18 protein-coding genes are annotated in these 16,775 nt (G+C 43.2%); 1 reads left to right on the forward strand and 17 read right to left on the reverse strand.

What is annotated here, in order from left to right; all coding sequences use genetic code 11:
• Nucleotides 1-180: 180 nt before the first annotated feature.
• From dat to AC2YHV_RS06400, 3 genes are all read right to left on the reverse strand, one after another.
• Nucleotides 181-1,035: a D-amino-acid transaminase gene (dat, locus tag AC2YHV_RS06390; RefSeq protein WP_487372829.1), complete on the reverse strand. Its 855-nt coding sequence runs from the start codon at nt 1,033-1,035 to the stop codon at nt 181-183.
• 21 nt (nt 1,036-1,056) lie between these two features.
• A complete protein-coding gene (gene pepV / locus AC2YHV_RS06395) occupies nt 1,057-2,469 on the reverse strand; it encodes a dipeptidase PepV (protein WP_063575465.1) in 1,413 nt (470 codons plus the stop codon).
• Nucleotides 2,470-2,624: 155 nt separating this feature from the next.
• Nucleotides 2,625-3,962: an MATE family efflux transporter gene (locus AC2YHV_RS06400; protein WP_487372830.1), complete on the reverse strand. Its 1,338-nt coding sequence runs from the start codon at nt 3,960-3,962 to the stop codon at nt 2,625-2,627.
• Nucleotides 3,963-4,406: 444 nt separating this feature from the next.
• Between AC2YHV_RS06400 and AC2YHV_RS06405 the strand changes: the two genes are divergently transcribed.
• Complete coding sequence (locus tag AC2YHV_RS06405; RefSeq protein WP_487372831.1) at nt 4,407-5,141, forward strand: SDR family NAD(P)-dependent oxidoreductase; 735 nt, start codon at nt 4,407-4,409, stop codon at nt 5,139-5,141.
• 86 nt (nt 5,142-5,227) lie between these two features.
• Here AC2YHV_RS06405 and AC2YHV_RS06410 read toward each other — a convergent pair whose 3' ends face one another.
• The 14 genes from AC2YHV_RS06410 to AC2YHV_RS06475 all read right to left on the reverse strand — a co-directional run bounded on the left by AC2YHV_RS06410 (nt 5,228) and on the right by AC2YHV_RS06475 (nt 16,756).
• A complete protein-coding gene (locus tag AC2YHV_RS06410; RefSeq protein WP_034309313.1) occupies nt 5,228-5,713 on the reverse strand; it encodes a DedA family protein in 486 nt (161 codons plus the stop codon).
• Between the two features lie 247 nt (nt 5,714-5,960).
• Complete coding sequence (lepB, locus tag AC2YHV_RS06415; RefSeq protein ID WP_223255759.1) at nt 5,961-6,512, reverse strand: signal peptidase I; 552 nt, start codon at nt 6,510-6,512, stop codon at nt 5,961-5,963.
• Nucleotides 6,513-6,707: 195 nt separating this feature from the next.
• Nucleotides 6,708-6,926 carry a DnaJ family domain-containing protein gene (locus tag AC2YHV_RS06420; protein ID WP_413003447.1) on the reverse strand — a complete coding sequence of 73 codons (219 nt, stop codon included), beginning with the start codon at nt 6,924-6,926 and terminating at the stop codon, nt 6,708-6,710.
• Between the two features lie 580 nt (nt 6,927-7,506).
• Entirely contained in the window at nt 7,507-8,037 is a 531-nt protein-coding gene (locus tag AC2YHV_RS06425; RefSeq protein ID WP_487372832.1) for an immunoglobulin-like domain-containing protein, read from the reverse strand.
• Between the two features lie 66 nt (nt 8,038-8,103).
• Nucleotides 8,104-8,412, reverse strand: coding sequence for an immunoglobulin-like domain-containing protein (locus tag AC2YHV_RS06430; RefSeq protein WP_487372833.1), 309 nt, complete (start codon nt 8,410-8,412; stop codon nt 8,104-8,106).
• Nucleotides 8,413-8,426: 14 nt separating this feature from the next.
• Entirely contained in the window at nt 8,427-9,383 is a 957-nt protein-coding gene (locus AC2YHV_RS06435) for a transglycosylase SLT domain-containing protein (protein WP_487372834.1), read from the reverse strand.
• A 179-nt stretch (nt 9,384-9,562) separates the two neighbouring features.
• The gene (locus AC2YHV_RS06440) at nt 9,563-9,976 is read right to left on the reverse strand and encodes a DUF4064 domain-containing protein (RefSeq protein ID WP_057276751.1); all 414 of its coding nucleotides are present in this window, start codon (nt 9,974-9,976) and stop codon (nt 9,563-9,565) included.
• A 497-nt stretch (nt 9,977-10,473) separates the two neighbouring features.
• The gene (cobA, locus tag AC2YHV_RS06445) at nt 10,474-11,919 is read right to left on the reverse strand and encodes a uroporphyrinogen-III C-methyltransferase (RefSeq protein ID WP_487372835.1); all 1,446 of its coding nucleotides are present in this window, start codon (nt 11,917-11,919) and stop codon (nt 10,474-10,476) included.
• A gap of 13 nt (nt 11,920-11,932) precedes the next feature.
• Nucleotides 11,933-12,748, reverse strand: coding sequence for a uroporphyrinogen-III synthase (locus AC2YHV_RS06450; RefSeq protein ID WP_063575456.1), 816 nt, complete (start codon nt 12,746-12,748; stop codon nt 11,933-11,935).
• A 400-nt stretch (nt 12,749-13,148) separates the two neighbouring features.
• Nucleotides 13,149-13,421, reverse strand: a complete 273-nt coding sequence (locus AC2YHV_RS06455) for a hypothetical protein (RefSeq protein ID WP_057276754.1) — start codon at nt 13,419-13,421, stop codon at nt 13,149-13,151.
• Between the two features lie 139 nt (nt 13,422-13,560).
• Nucleotides 13,561-14,271, reverse strand: coding sequence for a DsbA family oxidoreductase (locus AC2YHV_RS06460; protein WP_487372836.1), 711 nt, complete (start codon nt 14,269-14,271; stop codon nt 13,561-13,563).
• A gap of 74 nt (nt 14,272-14,345) precedes the next feature.
• Nucleotides 14,346-14,801: an RrF2 family transcriptional regulator gene (locus tag AC2YHV_RS06465; protein ID WP_052137319.1), complete on the reverse strand. Its 456-nt coding sequence runs from the start codon at nt 14,799-14,801 to the stop codon at nt 14,346-14,348.
• A gap of 192 nt (nt 14,802-14,993) precedes the next feature.
• Entirely contained in the window at nt 14,994-15,746 is a 753-nt protein-coding gene (locus tag AC2YHV_RS06470; protein ID WP_098864046.1) for a TIGR03943 family putative permease subunit, read from the reverse strand.
• Nucleotides 15,746-16,756, reverse strand: coding sequence for a permease (locus AC2YHV_RS06475; RefSeq protein WP_487372837.1), 1,011 nt, complete (start codon nt 16,754-16,756; stop codon nt 15,746-15,748). The genes AC2YHV_RS06470 and AC2YHV_RS06475 overlap by 1 nt, the downstream gene beginning before the upstream one ends.
• Nucleotides 16,757-16,775: the final 19 nt, after the last annotated feature.

The raw sequence follows: 16,775 nt of genomic DNA on the forward strand, positions 1-16,775 counted from the left end.
GCGACAGGTAAACTTTTTAGGTTATTAGCAAGTATATTCCTGGTTCTTGAAAATGTCAAAACAAAAAGGGAGGATTGCATATCGATGTAATTAACGTGATCGGGGATTCGGGGAAGGCCATCTCGCTTCCGGTTAACAGATAAAAAAACCCCTTGCCATTAGTGGCAAAGGGGCGTTACGCTATTTAATGGAACCGCATTGCTTCTCGATTTCCTCGGAAAACAGTTTCTGCAGTCTTTGAGTTATCGGACCGGGTTCCCCGGCTGCAATCGATTGGCCATCGATATTTATAATTGGTGTCACTTCGACGCTAGTGCTTGTATAAAGAACTTCATCGGCTGCCATCATGTCCTCGACCGTAAAGGCTTCTTCGACATAGGGAATCCCATGATCAGCGCAAAGCTTCAGCATCACCTGACGGGTAATTCCATTCAGGATCAAGTTTGTGGCCGGATGCGTTTTAAGTTGCCCATCCACCACGATTGATACATTTGACGAACTACCCTCCGTCACCGTACCATCACGATGCTGGATCGCTTCATCACAGCCGGCTTCCATCGCTTGCTGTTTAGCCATTATATTTCCCAGTAGATTTAAACTCTTGATATTACAGCGCAGCCAGCGTATATCTTCGGTGGTAACAGCATTGACCCCTGGCTTCATTTTGCCTGTATAAGGCATTTCCTTTGTATAGGCGACAAAGACCGGTTCCACCTCTGCAGTTGGAAAAGAGTGTGTACGCGCAGATACTCCCCTTGTCAGCTGCATATAGACGATACCGTCCTTCAGTTGATTTTCAGCGATCAGCTCTTTCATGCGGGTTTTGATTTCCACTATCGCAAAGGGAACTTTCATCTGAATCAACTTTGCACTGTCCATCAGCCGGTTCAGATGCATATCCTCCGTAAATAATTCGCCATTATAAACCCGGATGACTTCATAGACGCCATCACCGAATTGATATCCCCTGTCTTCTATATCTACCTTTACTTCGGACCTGCCTTTAAGGTCGCCGTTAAAAATGATTTTTCCCATGTCTTTCTCCCTCTTTGCCTCTTATTTAGCCAATTCATGAATGGCACGTGCATAAATGGACGTAGCCTTAAGCATATCCTCAATATCAATATATTCATCTTTCTGATGCGCAATGTCTTCGCTGCCAGGGAAAAGCGGGCCAAATGCAACGCCTTCTTTCAATGAACGGGCATATGTTCCGCCGCCAATCGAAAGAAGCTCGGCTTTATCACCTGTCTCCGCTTCATACACTTCCTGCAACGTCTTGATCAAGAAGCTTTCACTGTCCACATAATGGGGAGTTGAATGTGAATTGGTCTTCACTTTCAAATTATATGCCGCAAGCCTTTCTTCCAGCGCCGCCTTTTGCTGTTCCCACTCAAACGTGACCGGATAACGCATGCTGAAACCGATCGAGCTGTCGCCTTGTTTAGAATAATTGAAAACGCCGGCATTGATCGTCAATTCTCCTGTTTGCTCATCCGAATAAGCCACACCTAAATTATTTCCGCGGGAATCTTCGAACAAACGATCCTTGATGAAAGTGAAGTATGCTTTCGCATGCGGATCAAGAGTGAGATCAGCTAAAAATACGGCTAAATGCAGACCTGCATTTTTTCCGTTGTTCGGTTCCATCGCGTGTGCCGAGACACCATTCATTTCAAGCAGCACTTGATTTTTTTGCGGAACGGCTTGGCCCCCCAATGAGTACTTTTGCAAATAATCCTGATAGTTTGCCGCCACTTCAGCAGGTTTGTCCGTTTCCACGATAGCCGTCGCAAAATCCGGTACCATATTCGTCCTTCGGCCTGAAGAAAACTCGATGACATTCACGTCTGAGTTCGTGCCATTTCCTGCATCGGCAGGATGGATAACCGAGAAATCCCAGATTCCTTTTTCCGCACTGATGATCGGGAAGTCAGCATCTGGTGCGAAGCCGATCGAAGGCATTTCCTCCACTTCAAAGTACCGGTCAACGCAGCGCCAGTTCGATTCTTCATCGGTTCCAATGATCATCCTCACACGTTTGTTCAAAGGTTCTCCTAGCTCCCGGACCAGCTTCATCGCATGATAGGCAGCCATCGTCGGCCCTTTATCATCGATTGCCCCACGGGCATATATGCGGCCATTGCGGATTTCAGCGCCAAACGGATCCGAACTCCAGCCATCTCCCTCAGGTACCACGTCGACATGGCATAATATCCCGATTAACTCCTCGCCTTCCCCCATTTCGATATGCCCAGCGACATTATCGACATTTTTCACGGTAAAACCGTCTTTTTCGCCTAATTGAAGCATGAAATCAAGCGCTTCCTTCACCCCTTTACCGAGTGGGGCCTCCTCTGTCGGATGTTCTTCATCAAGTACACTTTTTATTTTCAATAAGTTTTGTGTGTCCAGCAATAAGTCCATTTTCCGTTTTTCAACTTCTTCTCGCCAATTCAATTCACTCAAAATATGACAACTCCTCTTTTATATATATTTTTCATTTTATCACTTTTACTACCACATTCGCCAAGCCTTGCTACCTATTCTTCGTATTCCCGCATTATTGCTAACATCAAACTACCGATAAAATCCTTACAAAAATAAAAAAACACCCTCTTTTATTAAAAAGAGGATGATTTCATTAGACTATCGTCATTCATTAACTCTGTTACTTTTCTGTTCAGTCTTGGGATATATAATGCTAAAAACAAAGAACGTCCTAAACTGAAAGCCAGGAATGCAAGCCACAAACCATGATTGCCATGATTGCTTACTGCTGCGAATTGGACTATTAAAAAAGCCATCAGTGCCAGAAGCATCGAGTTCCTTACTGGAACGGCTTCAGTCGCACCGGTAAACACTCCATAAAAAATGAGTCCGATAAAGGCACTGAATGGGAATAGGACTATCCAAAGTCCATATTCATGGGCCAATTCGATGACGCCGGGAATGTCCGTGAATAAGAGAATGACCTCATCGCTGAAAAGATAGTAAGATGCGGCAAGTATGATTGAGGCATACAAGCCCCACCGCGCCGAGAGTGAGAGTGTTTTTTTATAAAGGTTTATATCTCTCGAACCAATCGCCTTCCCGACCAGAAGACTTGACGCGTTCGCGAAGCCATCAAAGCAATAGGCCATCAGATAATGGATTTGAATGAGTACGGCATTGGCCGCCAGGGTCTCTGTCCCGAAAGTCGCTCCCTTGGCCGTAAAAAGATTGAAAACCGTGATCAGGCAAATGGTCCTGATGAATAAATCCCTGTTGACCACCATCATTTTTTTCAGGGAAGCCCGATCGAACCCCTCCCGGATTGAAAAAGAATCCGGTACGTTAACCGCTTTCCGGATGACCCACAAGCCCAGTAAAAAAGCGGAAATCTCTGATATCAGTGTAGCGGCAGCAACCCCTGATACAGACCATGAAAAAACATTAACGAAAACGAGGCATAAGATTATATTCATCACGTTCATGAAAACTTGAATGAACAAAGACGTTTTTATCCTCGATTTCCCCATTAACCAGCCTAAGATGACATAATTCAATAGAGCAAATGGCGCGCCCCATATCCTGATGCCGAAATAATCTGCGGCAAAGGCGGAAACATCCGATTCCGGACCGATTGCGCCTAACGATACATTCAAAATGGGCTTTTGGATCACGATAAAGAGCAGACCGATGATCGCTGCAATGAAAAAAGGCCGAATCAAGGCCATCAGGGTTTGCTTTTCATCCCTTGCCCCTTCCGCTTGTGCAGCGAAAGCAGATGTACTGACCCGAAGAAAACCAAAAAGCCAATACATCGTATTAAAAATTATGGTTCCGACAGCCACCCCGCCAATATAAGCGGGATCACTCAACTTTCCAACCACAGCCGTATCGACCGCACCGAGCAAGGGCGTACTCATCGTCGAAATCGTAAGCGGGATGGCCAAGGAAAGATATACTCTGTTATTCATAAAATGATGACCTCCTATGTACATAAAAGTTCTGAAAAGTTAGAATTGGAATGTCGTTATAAAAAATTGTATTCAAAGTACAAAAATATTGCAGTATTTAATTTTAATCACTAGAATTGTACATATGGTGCTCCCCAACATGCAAGAGATGCCACTACAAGATTACTTGTGGAACGTTTCAAATAGAACGGGTAAAAGCCATTTTAAATCTGGATCATTTACGAATCAAAATTTGAAGATTGAAAGATTGATATCGCTTTCAACCCGCAGGGGTTATGGGAAGTACATTTTTATCCAGCAAGAAAAAGGCATTTCCCAAGCCGGAAAATAAAATACCTGACGGATTCTTGAAGGAGTTTTTAGTATTGCTCGTTGATAATATACCTTTTGAACTATGCTTGAATATATATTCATCGTTATAACAACTAATTAGGAGTGATCATGATGGGAAGATTGACTGATAAAGTAGCATTTATCACTGGCGGAGCATCTGGTATGGGCAGGGAGATGGTAGACCTATTCACAAAAGAAGGAGCACAAGTCATTGCTGCCGATATCAATGAAAAAGCTGTAGCTGCCGTGAATGAACTCGATAACGTCCATGGTACTGTACTTGATGTATCTTCAGACGAAAGCTGGAAAAAGGTGACGGATGAAGTTATCGCTAAATTTGGCCAAATCGACATTTTGGTAAACAATGCCGGTATCTCAACGGAAAAAGGCATTAACGATACGACATTGGCCGATTGGCAGCTAATGTTAGGCATCAATGGATTTGGACCATTCCTTGGAATGAAACACGTTGTTCCTCACATGGCTAAAGAAGGTAAAGGCGCAGTTGTAAACATTTCTTCCTTTACAGCTCAAATCGGAATGGGCTTAAACTCTTATTCAGCTTCAAAAGGTGCCGTCCGTGCTATTTCCAAGGCTGCCGCAACGCAATATGGCCGCATGGGCGTCCGTGTCAATGCCGTATTCCCTGGTATCATCGAAACACCGATGACTCAAAAATCAGAAGAATCAAAAGAGTTAGTGAACCAAATGATCAAGGCCACTCCATTACAACGTTTGGGTCAGCCGGCGGATATTGCAAATGCCGTGCTTTATCTAGCATCCGATGAAGCTTCATACGTAACTGGTGCCGAGCTTGTCATCGACGGCGGATACTCCGCTCAATAATTAAAGCAGAAATGGAAAATCCCGTTTCTAATACTCAGAAACGGGATTTTCTGATTCAATAAAGAAATTTTGTAAGTTGTAATGAGTTAAGTTAACACACCGATGAAATAGCCAAAAGTCGTAAATACCAAACACCAACTGAATGCCCCTGCTCCTGCAAAGATAAAATACTTTCGTTTCCCCATTCCATTCATACCGGAAATGTAACTGGCGAAGTGACGGACTCCTGGAATGAAATAGGCGATGATAATCGTCCATGGACCGTATTTATTGAACCATTTCTCCAATTTTTCCAACCTCGCGGGGGTCATTTTGATCCACTTACCATGCTTCCTCAAAAAAGGCTTCCCCACCTTTTTTCCGATGAAATAACTGACAAGCATCCCGGATATCGAGCCAAGGAAACTGACAAGGAAAGCTCCCTGGACATTCAAAACGGAAATGGATGACAAATAGCCGACAAAAGTCATCATGAACTCATCAGGTACCGGCAAGCCAATAATCCCAATCGCCAACAATCCATATATCGCAAAATAACCATAGTTTGATATTAAATCTTTTACTATATCCATCTAAAGTACTCCATCTCAGCACCCTTTATTAAAGTAATCCATTTTCTTATGCGGGCCTGGGTAACGTGATTACTTCTTTTTAATAGGATAACCTAATTTAACCCAAATGAGTTGATTTTCAAAAAAAAAATAGAAAAAAAAGAAGAATGGACACGTTTTTTGTTGAAATACCTGTATGGCAGTTTCCTCATTAAGGATGAAAATCGGCAACAATAAAAGCGGACTCGATACCCGAGTCCGCTTCTTCTTATTTCACAATCTTTATTTCATTGATCGGCCAATACACTAGATTCGCCTTGCCCACGATTTCATCGACGGAAATCGTGCCAATTTCACGGCTATCCAAACTATTTTGGCGATTGTCCCCCATAAGGAACAACTGGCCTTCCGGCACTGTCATGCTGCCTGTAATATCTTCGAGCTTGAAGGATTCAGTCAGCGGCACTCCTGATGGCATCTGATTCTTATATTTGTCCAAGTATGGTTCTTCATAAGCTTTCCCATTAATATAAAGCGTATCGTCTTTATATTCAATATGGTCACCTGGCAGACCGATAACCCTTTTTATATAATCTTTATCTACCGTTGCATGAAAAACGACAATATCAAACCGGTCTATATTATCGATATTCGTTCCAAACTTGGTAAGAACAATTCTTTCGTGGTCTTGCAGAGTCGGCATCATTGACTCACCGTCCACGACAATCGGTGCAAAAATATACGTTCGAATTAAAAAAGCTAGAATGACTGCAATCAATATCGCTTTTATCCATGAAAAAACTTCTTTTCTTTTTTCCAATCGAAGTCCCTCTCTCTGTTTTTTATTCATGCCATTATAACATAATCCTTTCATGATCACGTCATAGAAATACCCACATTTTACACATTGTCATTTACTTCCATTTTCCACACTGGATTTCCATGCTTTCCAACTCTATTTCCCTGCGCTGCATTTTAGTTGGACAAATCGCATAATATGTACGGACTTTCTCATTTATTTCACCCATTCGTGAATTTCTTTTTGCCATTTTATCCAAAGCGGAAGGAAGCCGGCATCCTTGGCCTTCGTCAAGAAGTTGTCATATATATTTCCAGACAGCGCCGACTCCGGAAGCGGTTTACCAAAGCCAGGATTATTCTTCAGCCCGCCTTCTCTTTCATATTCCTTGAAAATCTGATCCATCCAGTTCACATGCCCGTGTTCTTTGCCCATAAACAATCCCCCTTCAGATCACTTATCATTACATGTTTTTACAATTATAACATTTTTATCAATACCCACTCCACCCTTGGGGACACTTTCTACTATTATATATGCCTATCTTTCAGCCAAACACATTCAGACATCAAAAAATAATGAAAGTGAAGTCCATGGAAGCCTCCATTTTACGAACAAATGATTCGCCGGCACGAGTTGATCTAAAGTAATCATTTCAAGTTGATATCGCTGATTAGAATGATGTTTCGAAAACATCCTCATCACCTCAAGTTTTAATAGTTCTATATTAAAACAAAAAAGACTGTAGGCAAAAGGAGTCCTATCTGAAATATTAAACATAGTTGATTGGAACGGAAGGTGCGAGACTCCTGCGGGAATAGCGAGTCTAAGGGAGACCCCACAGGCGCAAGTGCGCCGAGGAGGCTCCCGGACCGCCCGCGGAAAGCGAGTGCCTGAAGTGGAAATCAACGTCCAAATTTGTACAAGCCAAAAAAAATGTAGACAAACTCGATTTTCATCGAGTTTGTCTACATTCTGAAAGGATTCCCCTAATCAGGGAATCCTTTTTGGCCTTCTATTTAACGGTGATTTCCCTTTTTACTACCGCCTTGTTCTTCGATTTATCCGTAACTGTGTAAGTCAATGTATAGGTGCCTTTTTTCTTCGTATTCACAGTCCCTGTTATTTTGATCTTACTTGTTAAGCTTCCATCAAGATTATCTTTTGCGGATACACCTGATTTAGGATTGAATGTCGAGTTATAGGCAATGGTTTTGCTCTTGGCACCGGAAATGACAGGCTTTGTGCTGTCTACCGTGATCTTTCTTGTGACTGTTGCAGTATTTTTCGATGAATCAGTGATTGTATACTTTAATGTATACGTACCTTTTTTCTTTGTATTCACCGTACCTGTCACCTTTATTTTACTCGTCATGTTGCCATCCAGGTTATCTTTCGCAGATACGCCCGATTCAGGGCTGAATGTCGAATAATAGCCAACGGTTTTACTATTGGCTCCCAAGATGACTGGCTTGGTGCCATCTATCGTGATCTTTCTTGTGACAGTCGCTGCATTTTCCGATGAATCGGTAACCGTATACTTCAATGTATAGGTCCTTTCGTATTCACTGTACCCGTCACTTTGATTTTACTAGTCAAGTTGCCATCGGCGTTATCCTTGGCACTCACGTTTGTTTTTGGAATGAATGAAGAGTTTGATGGTTTTATTCCCGGCACCTGAAATCACCGGCTTGACTTGATCATAAACGGTTATCTTCCTTGTGACCTTGGCAACATTCCCAGCCTTGTCAGCTACCGTATAAGTCAAATTATAGTTGCCCACTTTTTTGGTATCCACCTTACCTTCCACACCTATGGCACTCGTTAAGTCACCATCTTTATCATCCTTCGCCTTTACGCTGGTTTTAGGATTGAAAGTGGAGTTGAATGGAATCGATTTACCGGCAGCCCCAGAAATCACAGGTTATTCGTATCCTAGATAGGTGCGACAATTGATAGCCTATTGGATAGGTAAGCCGATGAAACATACCCCTTAATCTTCCCGTCTTCCGTTTGTACGGGGTAAAAAACAAATTTATTTCCTTTAGATTCGTGATAGTTAAAATTCCCTGTGATGATCAAGCTTGTATTTGGTGGAACAGATACTGCACCTGCCGTAGTGCTTATTTCTTTCCTGATATTCGCGCTTGATGTCGTCACCACTTTGTCTCCAGCCTTGAACCAATAAACAGAGTCATGTGTTTGATCTGTCAGTGTGTATTCAAGATTTTTAAAGATGATATTGTCCGTGCTATTCCGATCATATTGAAAGTCCGATGTTTTGAATGGATATTTTGCCAGTTTTGTATCATTCAAATAACTTTGGTTTTCTATCTCAGCAAAAACTTCCTCTTGGTAGGCATTCGTATTTCTTTGCCCGTTTTCCTGGTAAAGAGGACTGTTAACTGGTTTTGTCCCATTATATGCCATGACAGGGAAATACCAGTTTTCGATGACCCTTCGTCCTGCATCTTTGATCTTGGGCAAATCCCTTCTTGAATACATGCCACTCAGGACCTCGACACCTGCCTCGATATTGTAGACTATATCATTTTCCAGCTTTTTCTGGTCATATCCAGTTTTATTGGTAAGCTGCATTAGACCGATACCGCCATCGCCGGATTTAATCGGTTTACCGTCCTCATTAAATTGCCTCCAATCCCCGTTTTCCTGTGTAGCCACCGCTTTTACCACTTCAGGGGGGATTTCAGCCTCTATTGCCGCATTCGTCATTAAGCAGTTAATCTGCTTATGGGAAGGATTTTCATTGGGTTGAATCTCACCGAATGATGAACACGCATTGGTTATACCAGACTCCGCAAAAGCCTGTCCATTGAACAAACCAAGCGTTAAACAGGTCAGTGCCCCAACCTTCAATAATGGTATTTTCATTGATCGAACTCCAGTCTATTTATATTTAAATCTATAATAATAGTAACATGATAGACTGGTGATTGCAGGTATAATAAGGTATTCCCCCCTAAAATATCCTTACAGTATAAAAGGAGCTTACCCGCATTAACGGGAAAGCTCCTTTGTTTTCAAATCACAAAACTATGTATGATGCCGTATCATTCGATCACTTCCACCGTTTCCCTCGGCTTCCTTACAAGGCACATGATACCCGGTATGATGAAGAAGATAAGCGGCCAAACATGAAAAATCGTCAGAATGCCCGTAATGATCAATAAGATTCCGGCTCCCTTCGCCTTGCCGCCCTTTAATAGAAAGATAGCGATCAAACCGCCTGCCAAGGCAATGAACAGAGATATGATCCCAGCCCATAATAAGCCCATGAAAAATTTGACTGACATATCTATCTCAGATGAGGAAAACTCCTGAGAATCTGTCATTAATGAGTTGTCCACCATTTCTTTCAAATCGATACTGTTGAGATAGACGGCCGCTATGATCGTCACGATTAAAAAAATCGCGGCGATACTCACGCCTATGATACTTAATGCGTATTCCCATGTCCGTTTCATTTACTTCGCCTCCCTGGAAAAGTCACGTATATATAATACCCAATCTGTGAAGGAATAAAAGACTTTTATTCCTTACTCCTCAAAATTGAGTGTAAATGTGGTGAATTCGTCCAAATCCTTTAACGCCCCCCTGCCTTGCCTTCATTCATCCTTCTTTTTCAATCGTTCATGTAATTCATCTCTTTTATTATCCAGGTTATTCATTTTTGTCATATGTTTTATAAAGAACGGACCGCCTTCACAACCATAACGAATAACAGAACAAGTAGGGCAAGGTAGAATAATTGTCATAAAACATCGCCAATATTAAACATGAAGTCACCTTCTGTCTTTGAATGAACCGGCCAATAAAAGCAGTAAGTGAGGGCTTTTCGTACTCCGTGATGTTCCGTAATTAAATGATAACACGATTGGCCCTAACACTGAACGCCAACAATATTAATAGAAGGTGAATAACGAAGCCCCGCAAAGGAAATAGACTCTGTTTTTATCAGAGCCTAAAAAACATTCCTATTCACGATCAAATCCACCAATTGTTCGACAGACGGTTCTTTCGGCATCATATCAGATGTAAATCCATAGACTTGAAGTCTATTGCCGGTACTTTCCCCGATCACCCCGATGGAGGCTTGTTTTAGCAGCGCTTCAACATCCACGTTTGCCTTGTCCCCATATTGCATCAGCATATCGACTGAATGCCGGTTTGAAAATAATACCGTTTCTACAGCTTTCCCATCAAGCATTCTCGGAAAGATTTCAAGGAATCTTTCATCGACAAATTTAGCGATTGATTGAATATAGTCTCCGTCCCCATGTGCCGGATCTCTAAGATCCCTTTTTCGATCTCCAACAACTAACAGTGTTCCGGCTTCCGGCATCCCGGATTTGAGCTCGGCCGTCAGACCCCGTTGCTGCAAAGCCTTTTTCGATTTCCTTGATAACACATATAGTTTAGAAGAAATCCGGCGGAAATCAATAGCTTGTTCAGTGAGTGAATCCAAGAATCCATGGACACTTTCAGGCGAAGTGAAGAGAATTCGATCATATGAAAGAAAAGCGAGCAGCTGACTTTCTTCTATTTTCACTTTTTCCGCATTCCATTTAGGAAACTCGATGACTTCGCCGCCAAGTTCATACAGGGCTTCCGCCAAAGCACTCTTTGCCGTCCCAGTCCGGGCCACTAAAAACCGTTGTCCATAAAGCGGCTTCCTTTCGAACCATTGCAGTTTTCCCCTTAGTGAAATGATATCCCCGACCAAGGTGATTGCAGGATTGCCAAGCGACCTTTCACTTACCCGTTCGACGATATCATCCAAGGTACCCTCGACACTTTCCTGTCTTCCATAAGTGCCCCATTGAATGACGAGTGCCGGTGTATTCCCCGGCTTTCCATGATTGATCAAATTTTTGCGGATAGACGGAAGGTTGGCCACACCCATATAAAAGGCAACCGTATCTATACTCACAAGCCCATTCCAATCTATATCCTTCTTCGTTTGGTCATGGCCCGTCACCATCGCAAAGGAACGTCCGTAATCCCGATGTGTGACGGGAACTCCTGCGTACATGGATGCAGCAATGCTGGACGTAACCCCCGGAATGACTTCGAATGGGATACCCTCATCTTTCAACGATTCCGCTTCCTCCCCAACTCTTCCAAAAACAGCAGGATCACCGCCTTTCAAACGGACGACCCGATGCCCTTCCAGTGCTTTGGAAACAAGCAGCTCATTGATTTCCCCTTGGCTGATGCCAGTAGTATAAGGTGTCTTGCCACAATATATCAATTCACAATCGAAGGCGGCAGCCTCCAACAGCTTGGGATTCAGCAATCTATCATATAAAATGACATCCGCTTTTTCAATCTCTTTTTGGCCTTTTACGGTAATCAGGCCTTCATCACCCGGACCTGCACCAACAAAATAAACCTTGCCCTTGGTCATGCCGCACTCACCCCTATCTGCTTGCCATTCCTTGATAATATTTCACCAGCTCCACCATTGCACTGCCCATCCGTTGATCTTCAGGATATATGACCCGCTCAATCCCTTCATCGATCACCACCTGCGCCGTTACCTTTCCGACCGCAAGAGCAATTACATCTGATGCAAACAGGCCGACTATCTTATCCTCCACGCCTTGTTCACGGACAAATCTCATTAAATTTCGCGGCTGGGGTGCACTCGTGAACACAACCGAATCGATTTTGCCTTCAAGGATTTCTTGGATCAGCTGCTGCATCGTTTCTTTTTCAGGCGCTATATGTTCATATGGCAGGATTTCTTTATGTTCCACTTTTTGTTCATCCAGCCAATTCATCAAAAGAGGCGCCGGATCGCCGTGAAGCTGCAAAGCGACCTTTACACCTCCAGGCAGATGGCCTTCCAGATTGCGAACAAGCCCTGCCGTACTGCCATCATCATCACGGATTAATGGCTGCAGGCCAAGCTTTTTCAGCATATTAACCGTTTTATAGCCCCTAGCTGCAATTTTCATAGACTGCAAAGCCTCTATGAAACGCTCTCCCGCTTCCATCTTCACTGCCGTTTTATATAATAATTCCGTCCCCACTCCCGTCGTGAGAATGATCCAATCGAACTCCCCTGCCATCAACCGGGTGACATCCTCTTCCAAATGGGAATCATCAAGGAAAACCGTCCCCTGTGCCGGGCGAACAAGCGGGACTCCCCCAAGATTTTGAACGATTTTACTAAGTTCTTCCGTCTTCCGCGCCCCCAATAAAGCAACGGTCCTGCCATTAAGCTTACTCATCCATGTCCCTCCTATATGTACATTCAATTAAATCCATCTCACCCATTATACAAATTTTCAGTCTATGAAACTATAAAAAACGGATTCCATATCAAAAACAACGCTTTTTCTTTCTTTTAGCTTATATAAATTCAGTGGAAAGATGAATTAGCAGCATTTTGCTTTTCATAAGTCCCGCCCTCATGAGTTTGGAGCAAATACTCGTGAGTTTTGGGCTTTTACTCGTAAGTTTGGAGCAAATACTCGTAAGTTTGGAGCAAATACTCGTAAGTTTTGGGCTTTTACTCGTGAGTTTCCAAAAAAGCAAAACATGGCCTGCTTCAAATTCCTCATGCTACCTTTTCTAGCCAAAAATAAAGCTGCCACATCAGGACAGCGATTTTCACGATTTAACCTTTTGTTAATTCTTATTTATCGCCCTTTGGGCAATATGCTCCAGTTCTTTTTTTACAAAAACATCATATTGAGTGGTTTCATGGCGATTCTGAAAGTTTTCAGTGCCTAAGTTCATAGGCGTTTTCGTTTTGAAGGGTATCCCTTCCCTTTCCAATTTCGCAACCGCCTTATAATAATTTTCATTCCCGAATGCTGTATAAATACATGTCCAATATTTATAGGAAATTAGTTTGACAATTACTATACACGCAATCACGAGGACTAGTATTCCAATCATTATATACATCCTTTAACTCCCTTTCATTTCGGACTTTTTTTGGAAAAGCCATCCTGTACACTATATTCTTTGCCATACATGACATTTCCTTTTTAAGTAAAAAAAGGAGACCCCAGTTTGGGGTCTCCTTCTTCATCTTCTATTTTTCCTTTACGTTACAAGATCCGTCCGTACAAGCGTCGCCTGTTGCTGGATCATTCACGATCGTAAGCGGATTTTCCTCAGCCCATACTTTTTTTAGCGTATCGAGGAATGCTTCCGTTGGCTGGGCGCCGGAGATTCCATATTTGCGATTAATGACAAAGAATGGGACGCCTGTAATGCCAAGCAGGCTTCCTTCTTGTTCATTTCCCCTAACCTCTGCCGTGAATGCCGTTCCTGCCAGCATGGACTCCGTCTCGGACTTTTCAATGCCAACCTCTTCTGCCAAACTTGCCAATGTAGCGTGATCGCCAATATGTTTGCCTTCCGTAAAGTAAGCTTTAAATAGGCGTTCATTCATTTCTTTCTCTTTACCTTTTGATTCAGCAAAGTGCATCAAGCGGTGGGCATCGAACGAATTCGTTAAGACGACTTTGTCCAATTGATAATCGAGTCCCAATTCTTTAGCCTGTTGAGTCAGGTTTTGGCTGTTCGCTTCCACCTGAGCTTGAGACATGCCGTATTTCTTGGCCAGCATTTCATTTTGAGTCATATTGATATCCCGCTCAGCCTCTGGGTTCAACTCAAAACTGCGAAATGAGACCTCCACCTGATCTTTATTTTCAAACTGCTTTAACGCCTCTTCGAACCGACGCTTACCTATATAACAGAACGGACATTGATAATCCGACCAAATTTCCACCTTCATGTAAATACCTCCTCGTTTTAAATGCAATCGCATTAAGCACATTATATAATCCTGGGTATCCTCTTGCAAGGATATTAGCCCAGACACTCATTTTCAAAATTGGTGAAGTCGACTTTTTTCATGAATTCTTCCAATGTATAGCCCTTTAGCAGGCGCAATGTTTCCTTTTCGGCTTCGTTCATGATTTCCTCCAAAGCCGTATCCAGCTGCTTCCCGACCTCTCCGCATTCGCTCGTTTCCATACAAACAAGACATTCCGGCCGTACCGCTTGATACACATCCGCCAAAGTAAGCTGAGAGGCAGGCACCTTCAGACTATAACCGCCTTCCCTTCCTTCCTTTGTTTCGACGATCCCCTCAGCTGCAAGCTGTGCCATCACCCTTCTTAAAAAAGTGGCGTGTGACTTCACCTTTAAGGCGATTGCCGAACTTGTCAGGAGCTTTTCGCTTTGCGCGAGCCAAACCAAAGAGTGAATGGCAATGGCAAAGCGCGGCGGACCAATTTGATTGTTTCGATTACTTGAAGACAAAATTATCCCCCCTTACACTCTTATCCATGGTAAGGCCATTATACTATGTTACGTGCTCCCGAACAAATGGCGCCATTTCTCGATTTTCCGCCCGCAGCGCACGATTTTCCAGCCGTTTCCGGGTTCGGCAAAATAATATATCCTTTCGGCACCAAAACCCGGCAAAACATCCTTTTGCCGGGTTTTTCAATACTACTGAATGATTTGTACATTTTCATATAAATAAGCTTCTTCCGGTGCCTTTATTTTCTTCGATTCTTTTAAATCGATCACCGGTACGGGTTCCCCTTTATAGCTTCCTTTTTTTAATGTCCCTGTAATCGTATACCAATCATTCGTCTTCATTCCTTCCACGTTCCCGTTGACCATATATCCATATAACGTCGCATCGACCACACAGCAGGACATGGAGAGGCGGGAGATGGCCATTTGTTTTTTTGTGAATGTATCCTCACGGTATATGAACCCCGAAATCTCTATCTCCTTCCCCTTGATCGTATCGAGGTTGTTCAGTAAATCATCCAGCACTTCAAAGTAATTATCATCGGTTACGGAGATTTTCTCCCCATTCGCATGTTTCCCGGAATCATATGAACTTACCATCTGTGCCTGCTGCTTTGCCATCCCCCTTTTCGCCAGCGCTTCCCCGCTTAAAGTAAAATCGGTCAGGATGAAGCCCAGAAGAATCGGAAGGAAGAACAAACCATATTTCAGGACCGAAGACTCCCCATTCGATCCGCAATCACAATGTTGTTCACTTTGTTTTTGTTTTTTCATTCGGAGAAGGCTGATCACTAAAAAAGCGAAAAGTGCCGCCAATGCATATGGAACCATTTTGGGTGCGATCAATTTCGTTAAATATCCTGAAACATACAATTTAAAGATCATGAGGCCCAATCCCAGCAGCAGCAATCCTTCAAGTCTTTGGATAAAAAAACGTTTCATCAGAAGCCCCCCTTACTGATCAATCCTCCTGCAATCAGGCAGAGGCTGAAGACGACTGCGAAAATAAGCAGGACATACGTGACGACGAAGCTCCGTTTAAAACAAGACATCATGATCAAAACATTTTTCAGATCCAGCATGGGGCCAAATACAAGGAATCCCAGTATGGAGCCTGGCAGAAAACTATGGGAAAAGGAGGCCGCAACGAAGGCATCAGCCGATGAACAGAGTGAAAGCACAAACGCAATTCCCATCATCAACGCCGTGCCTATTATTGGCGCCTGACCAATATCGGACATTACGGACCGATCCATGAACACCTGAAATACACTGGCAAACAAGGCTCCGATGATAAAGTATCGGCCGACCATAAAAAACTCCTGCGAAGTATGATCAATGAAGCTTGTCCATTTACTGGACTGACTATCATGTACATGCCCTTGCACCAGTTCCAGCTTGTCCTCTTTCACCACATCTTTAGTGCTGAATATATGAATGAATAAACCTGCGATTATGGCCGTCAGGACACAAAGAATGATTCTTCCATATAGAATGGACGGATTATTTTGGAACGCATAATAAGTTGAGCCGAACACGATGACATTCAATATTGGGGCTGTTACGAGCAAGACCACACCTGCATGGACCGGGACACCCTTTTGAATCAATCTCCGGACGACCGGGATGATTGCACATTCGCAAACCGGAATGATCAGCGCCGCGGCTATCGCGGCAAAAATGGCCGTCAGGGGTCTTTTGGGTATCATCCGCTGAATGATTTCTTCACTGATGAACAACTGGATGAATGATGAAGCAATGGCCCCCAGGAACAGGAAAGGAATCGATTCTAAAAACAATCCCAAAAACACGACGAGCACTGAGTGAAGCATCGGGTAGTCCGAGAAATCAATTGCTTTGGGAACGAACACATCGCCTAGAAAAAAGAATGCCAGCAGCAAAAACAGCAGAATCAATAACAGCAAATTTCCCGCGTAGCGTTTCAAAAGCATATTTAACCACCTCGCAAAT

The organism is Peribacillus sp. SRI_006, assembly GCF_057586375.1.

Bases quoted from the DNA above. Each gene is read 5' to 3' on its own strand.
- AC2YHV_RS06405 (WP_487372831.1), top strand. From the start codon at position 4,407: ATGGGAAGATTGACTGATAAAGTAGCATTTATCACTGGCGGAGCATCT.
- dat (WP_487372829.1), bottom strand. From the start codon at position 1,035: ATGGGAAAAATCATTTTTAACGGCGACCTTAAAGGCAGGTCCGAAGTA.
- AC2YHV_RS06450 (WP_063575456.1), bottom strand. From the start codon at position 12,748: ATGAGTAAGCTTAATGGCAGGACCGTTGCTTTATTGGGGGCGCGGAAG.
- AC2YHV_RS06435 (WP_487372834.1), bottom strand. From the start codon at position 9,383: ATGAAAATACCATTATTGAAGGTTGGGGCACTGACCTGTTTAACGCTT.
- AC2YHV_RS06455 (WP_057276754.1), bottom strand. From the start codon at position 13,421: ATGATTGGAATACTAGTCCTCGTGATTGCGTGTATAGTAATTGTCAAA.
- AC2YHV_RS06440 (WP_057276751.1), bottom strand. From the start codon at position 9,976: ATGAAACGGACATGGGAATACGCATTAAGTATCATAGGCGTGAGTATC.
- AC2YHV_RS06400 (WP_487372830.1), bottom strand. From the start codon at position 3,962: ATGAATAACAGAGTATATCTTTCCTTGGCCATCCCGCTTACGATTTCG.
- AC2YHV_RS06460 (WP_487372836.1), bottom strand. From the start codon at position 14,271: ATGAAGGTGGAAATTTGGTCGGATTATCAATGTCCGTTCTGTTATATA.
- AC2YHV_RS06420 (WP_413003447.1), bottom strand. From the start codon at position 6,926: ATGGGCAAAGAACACGGGCATGTGAACTGGATGGATCAGATTTTCAAG.
- AC2YHV_RS06475 (WP_487372837.1), bottom strand. From the start codon at position 16,756: ATGCTTTTGAAACGCTACGCGGGAAATTTGCTGTTATTGATTCTGCTG.
- AC2YHV_RS06410 (WP_034309313.1), bottom strand. From the start codon at position 5,713: ATGGATATAGTAAAAGATTTAATATCAAACTATGGTTATTTTGCGATA.
- cobA (WP_487372835.1), bottom strand. From the start codon at position 11,919: ATGACCAAGGGCAAGGTTTATTTTGTTGGTGCAGGTCCGGGTGATGAA.
- AC2YHV_RS06470 (WP_098864046.1), bottom strand. From the start codon at position 15,746: ATGAAACGTTTTTTTATCCAAAGACTTGAAGGATTGCTGCTGCTGGGA.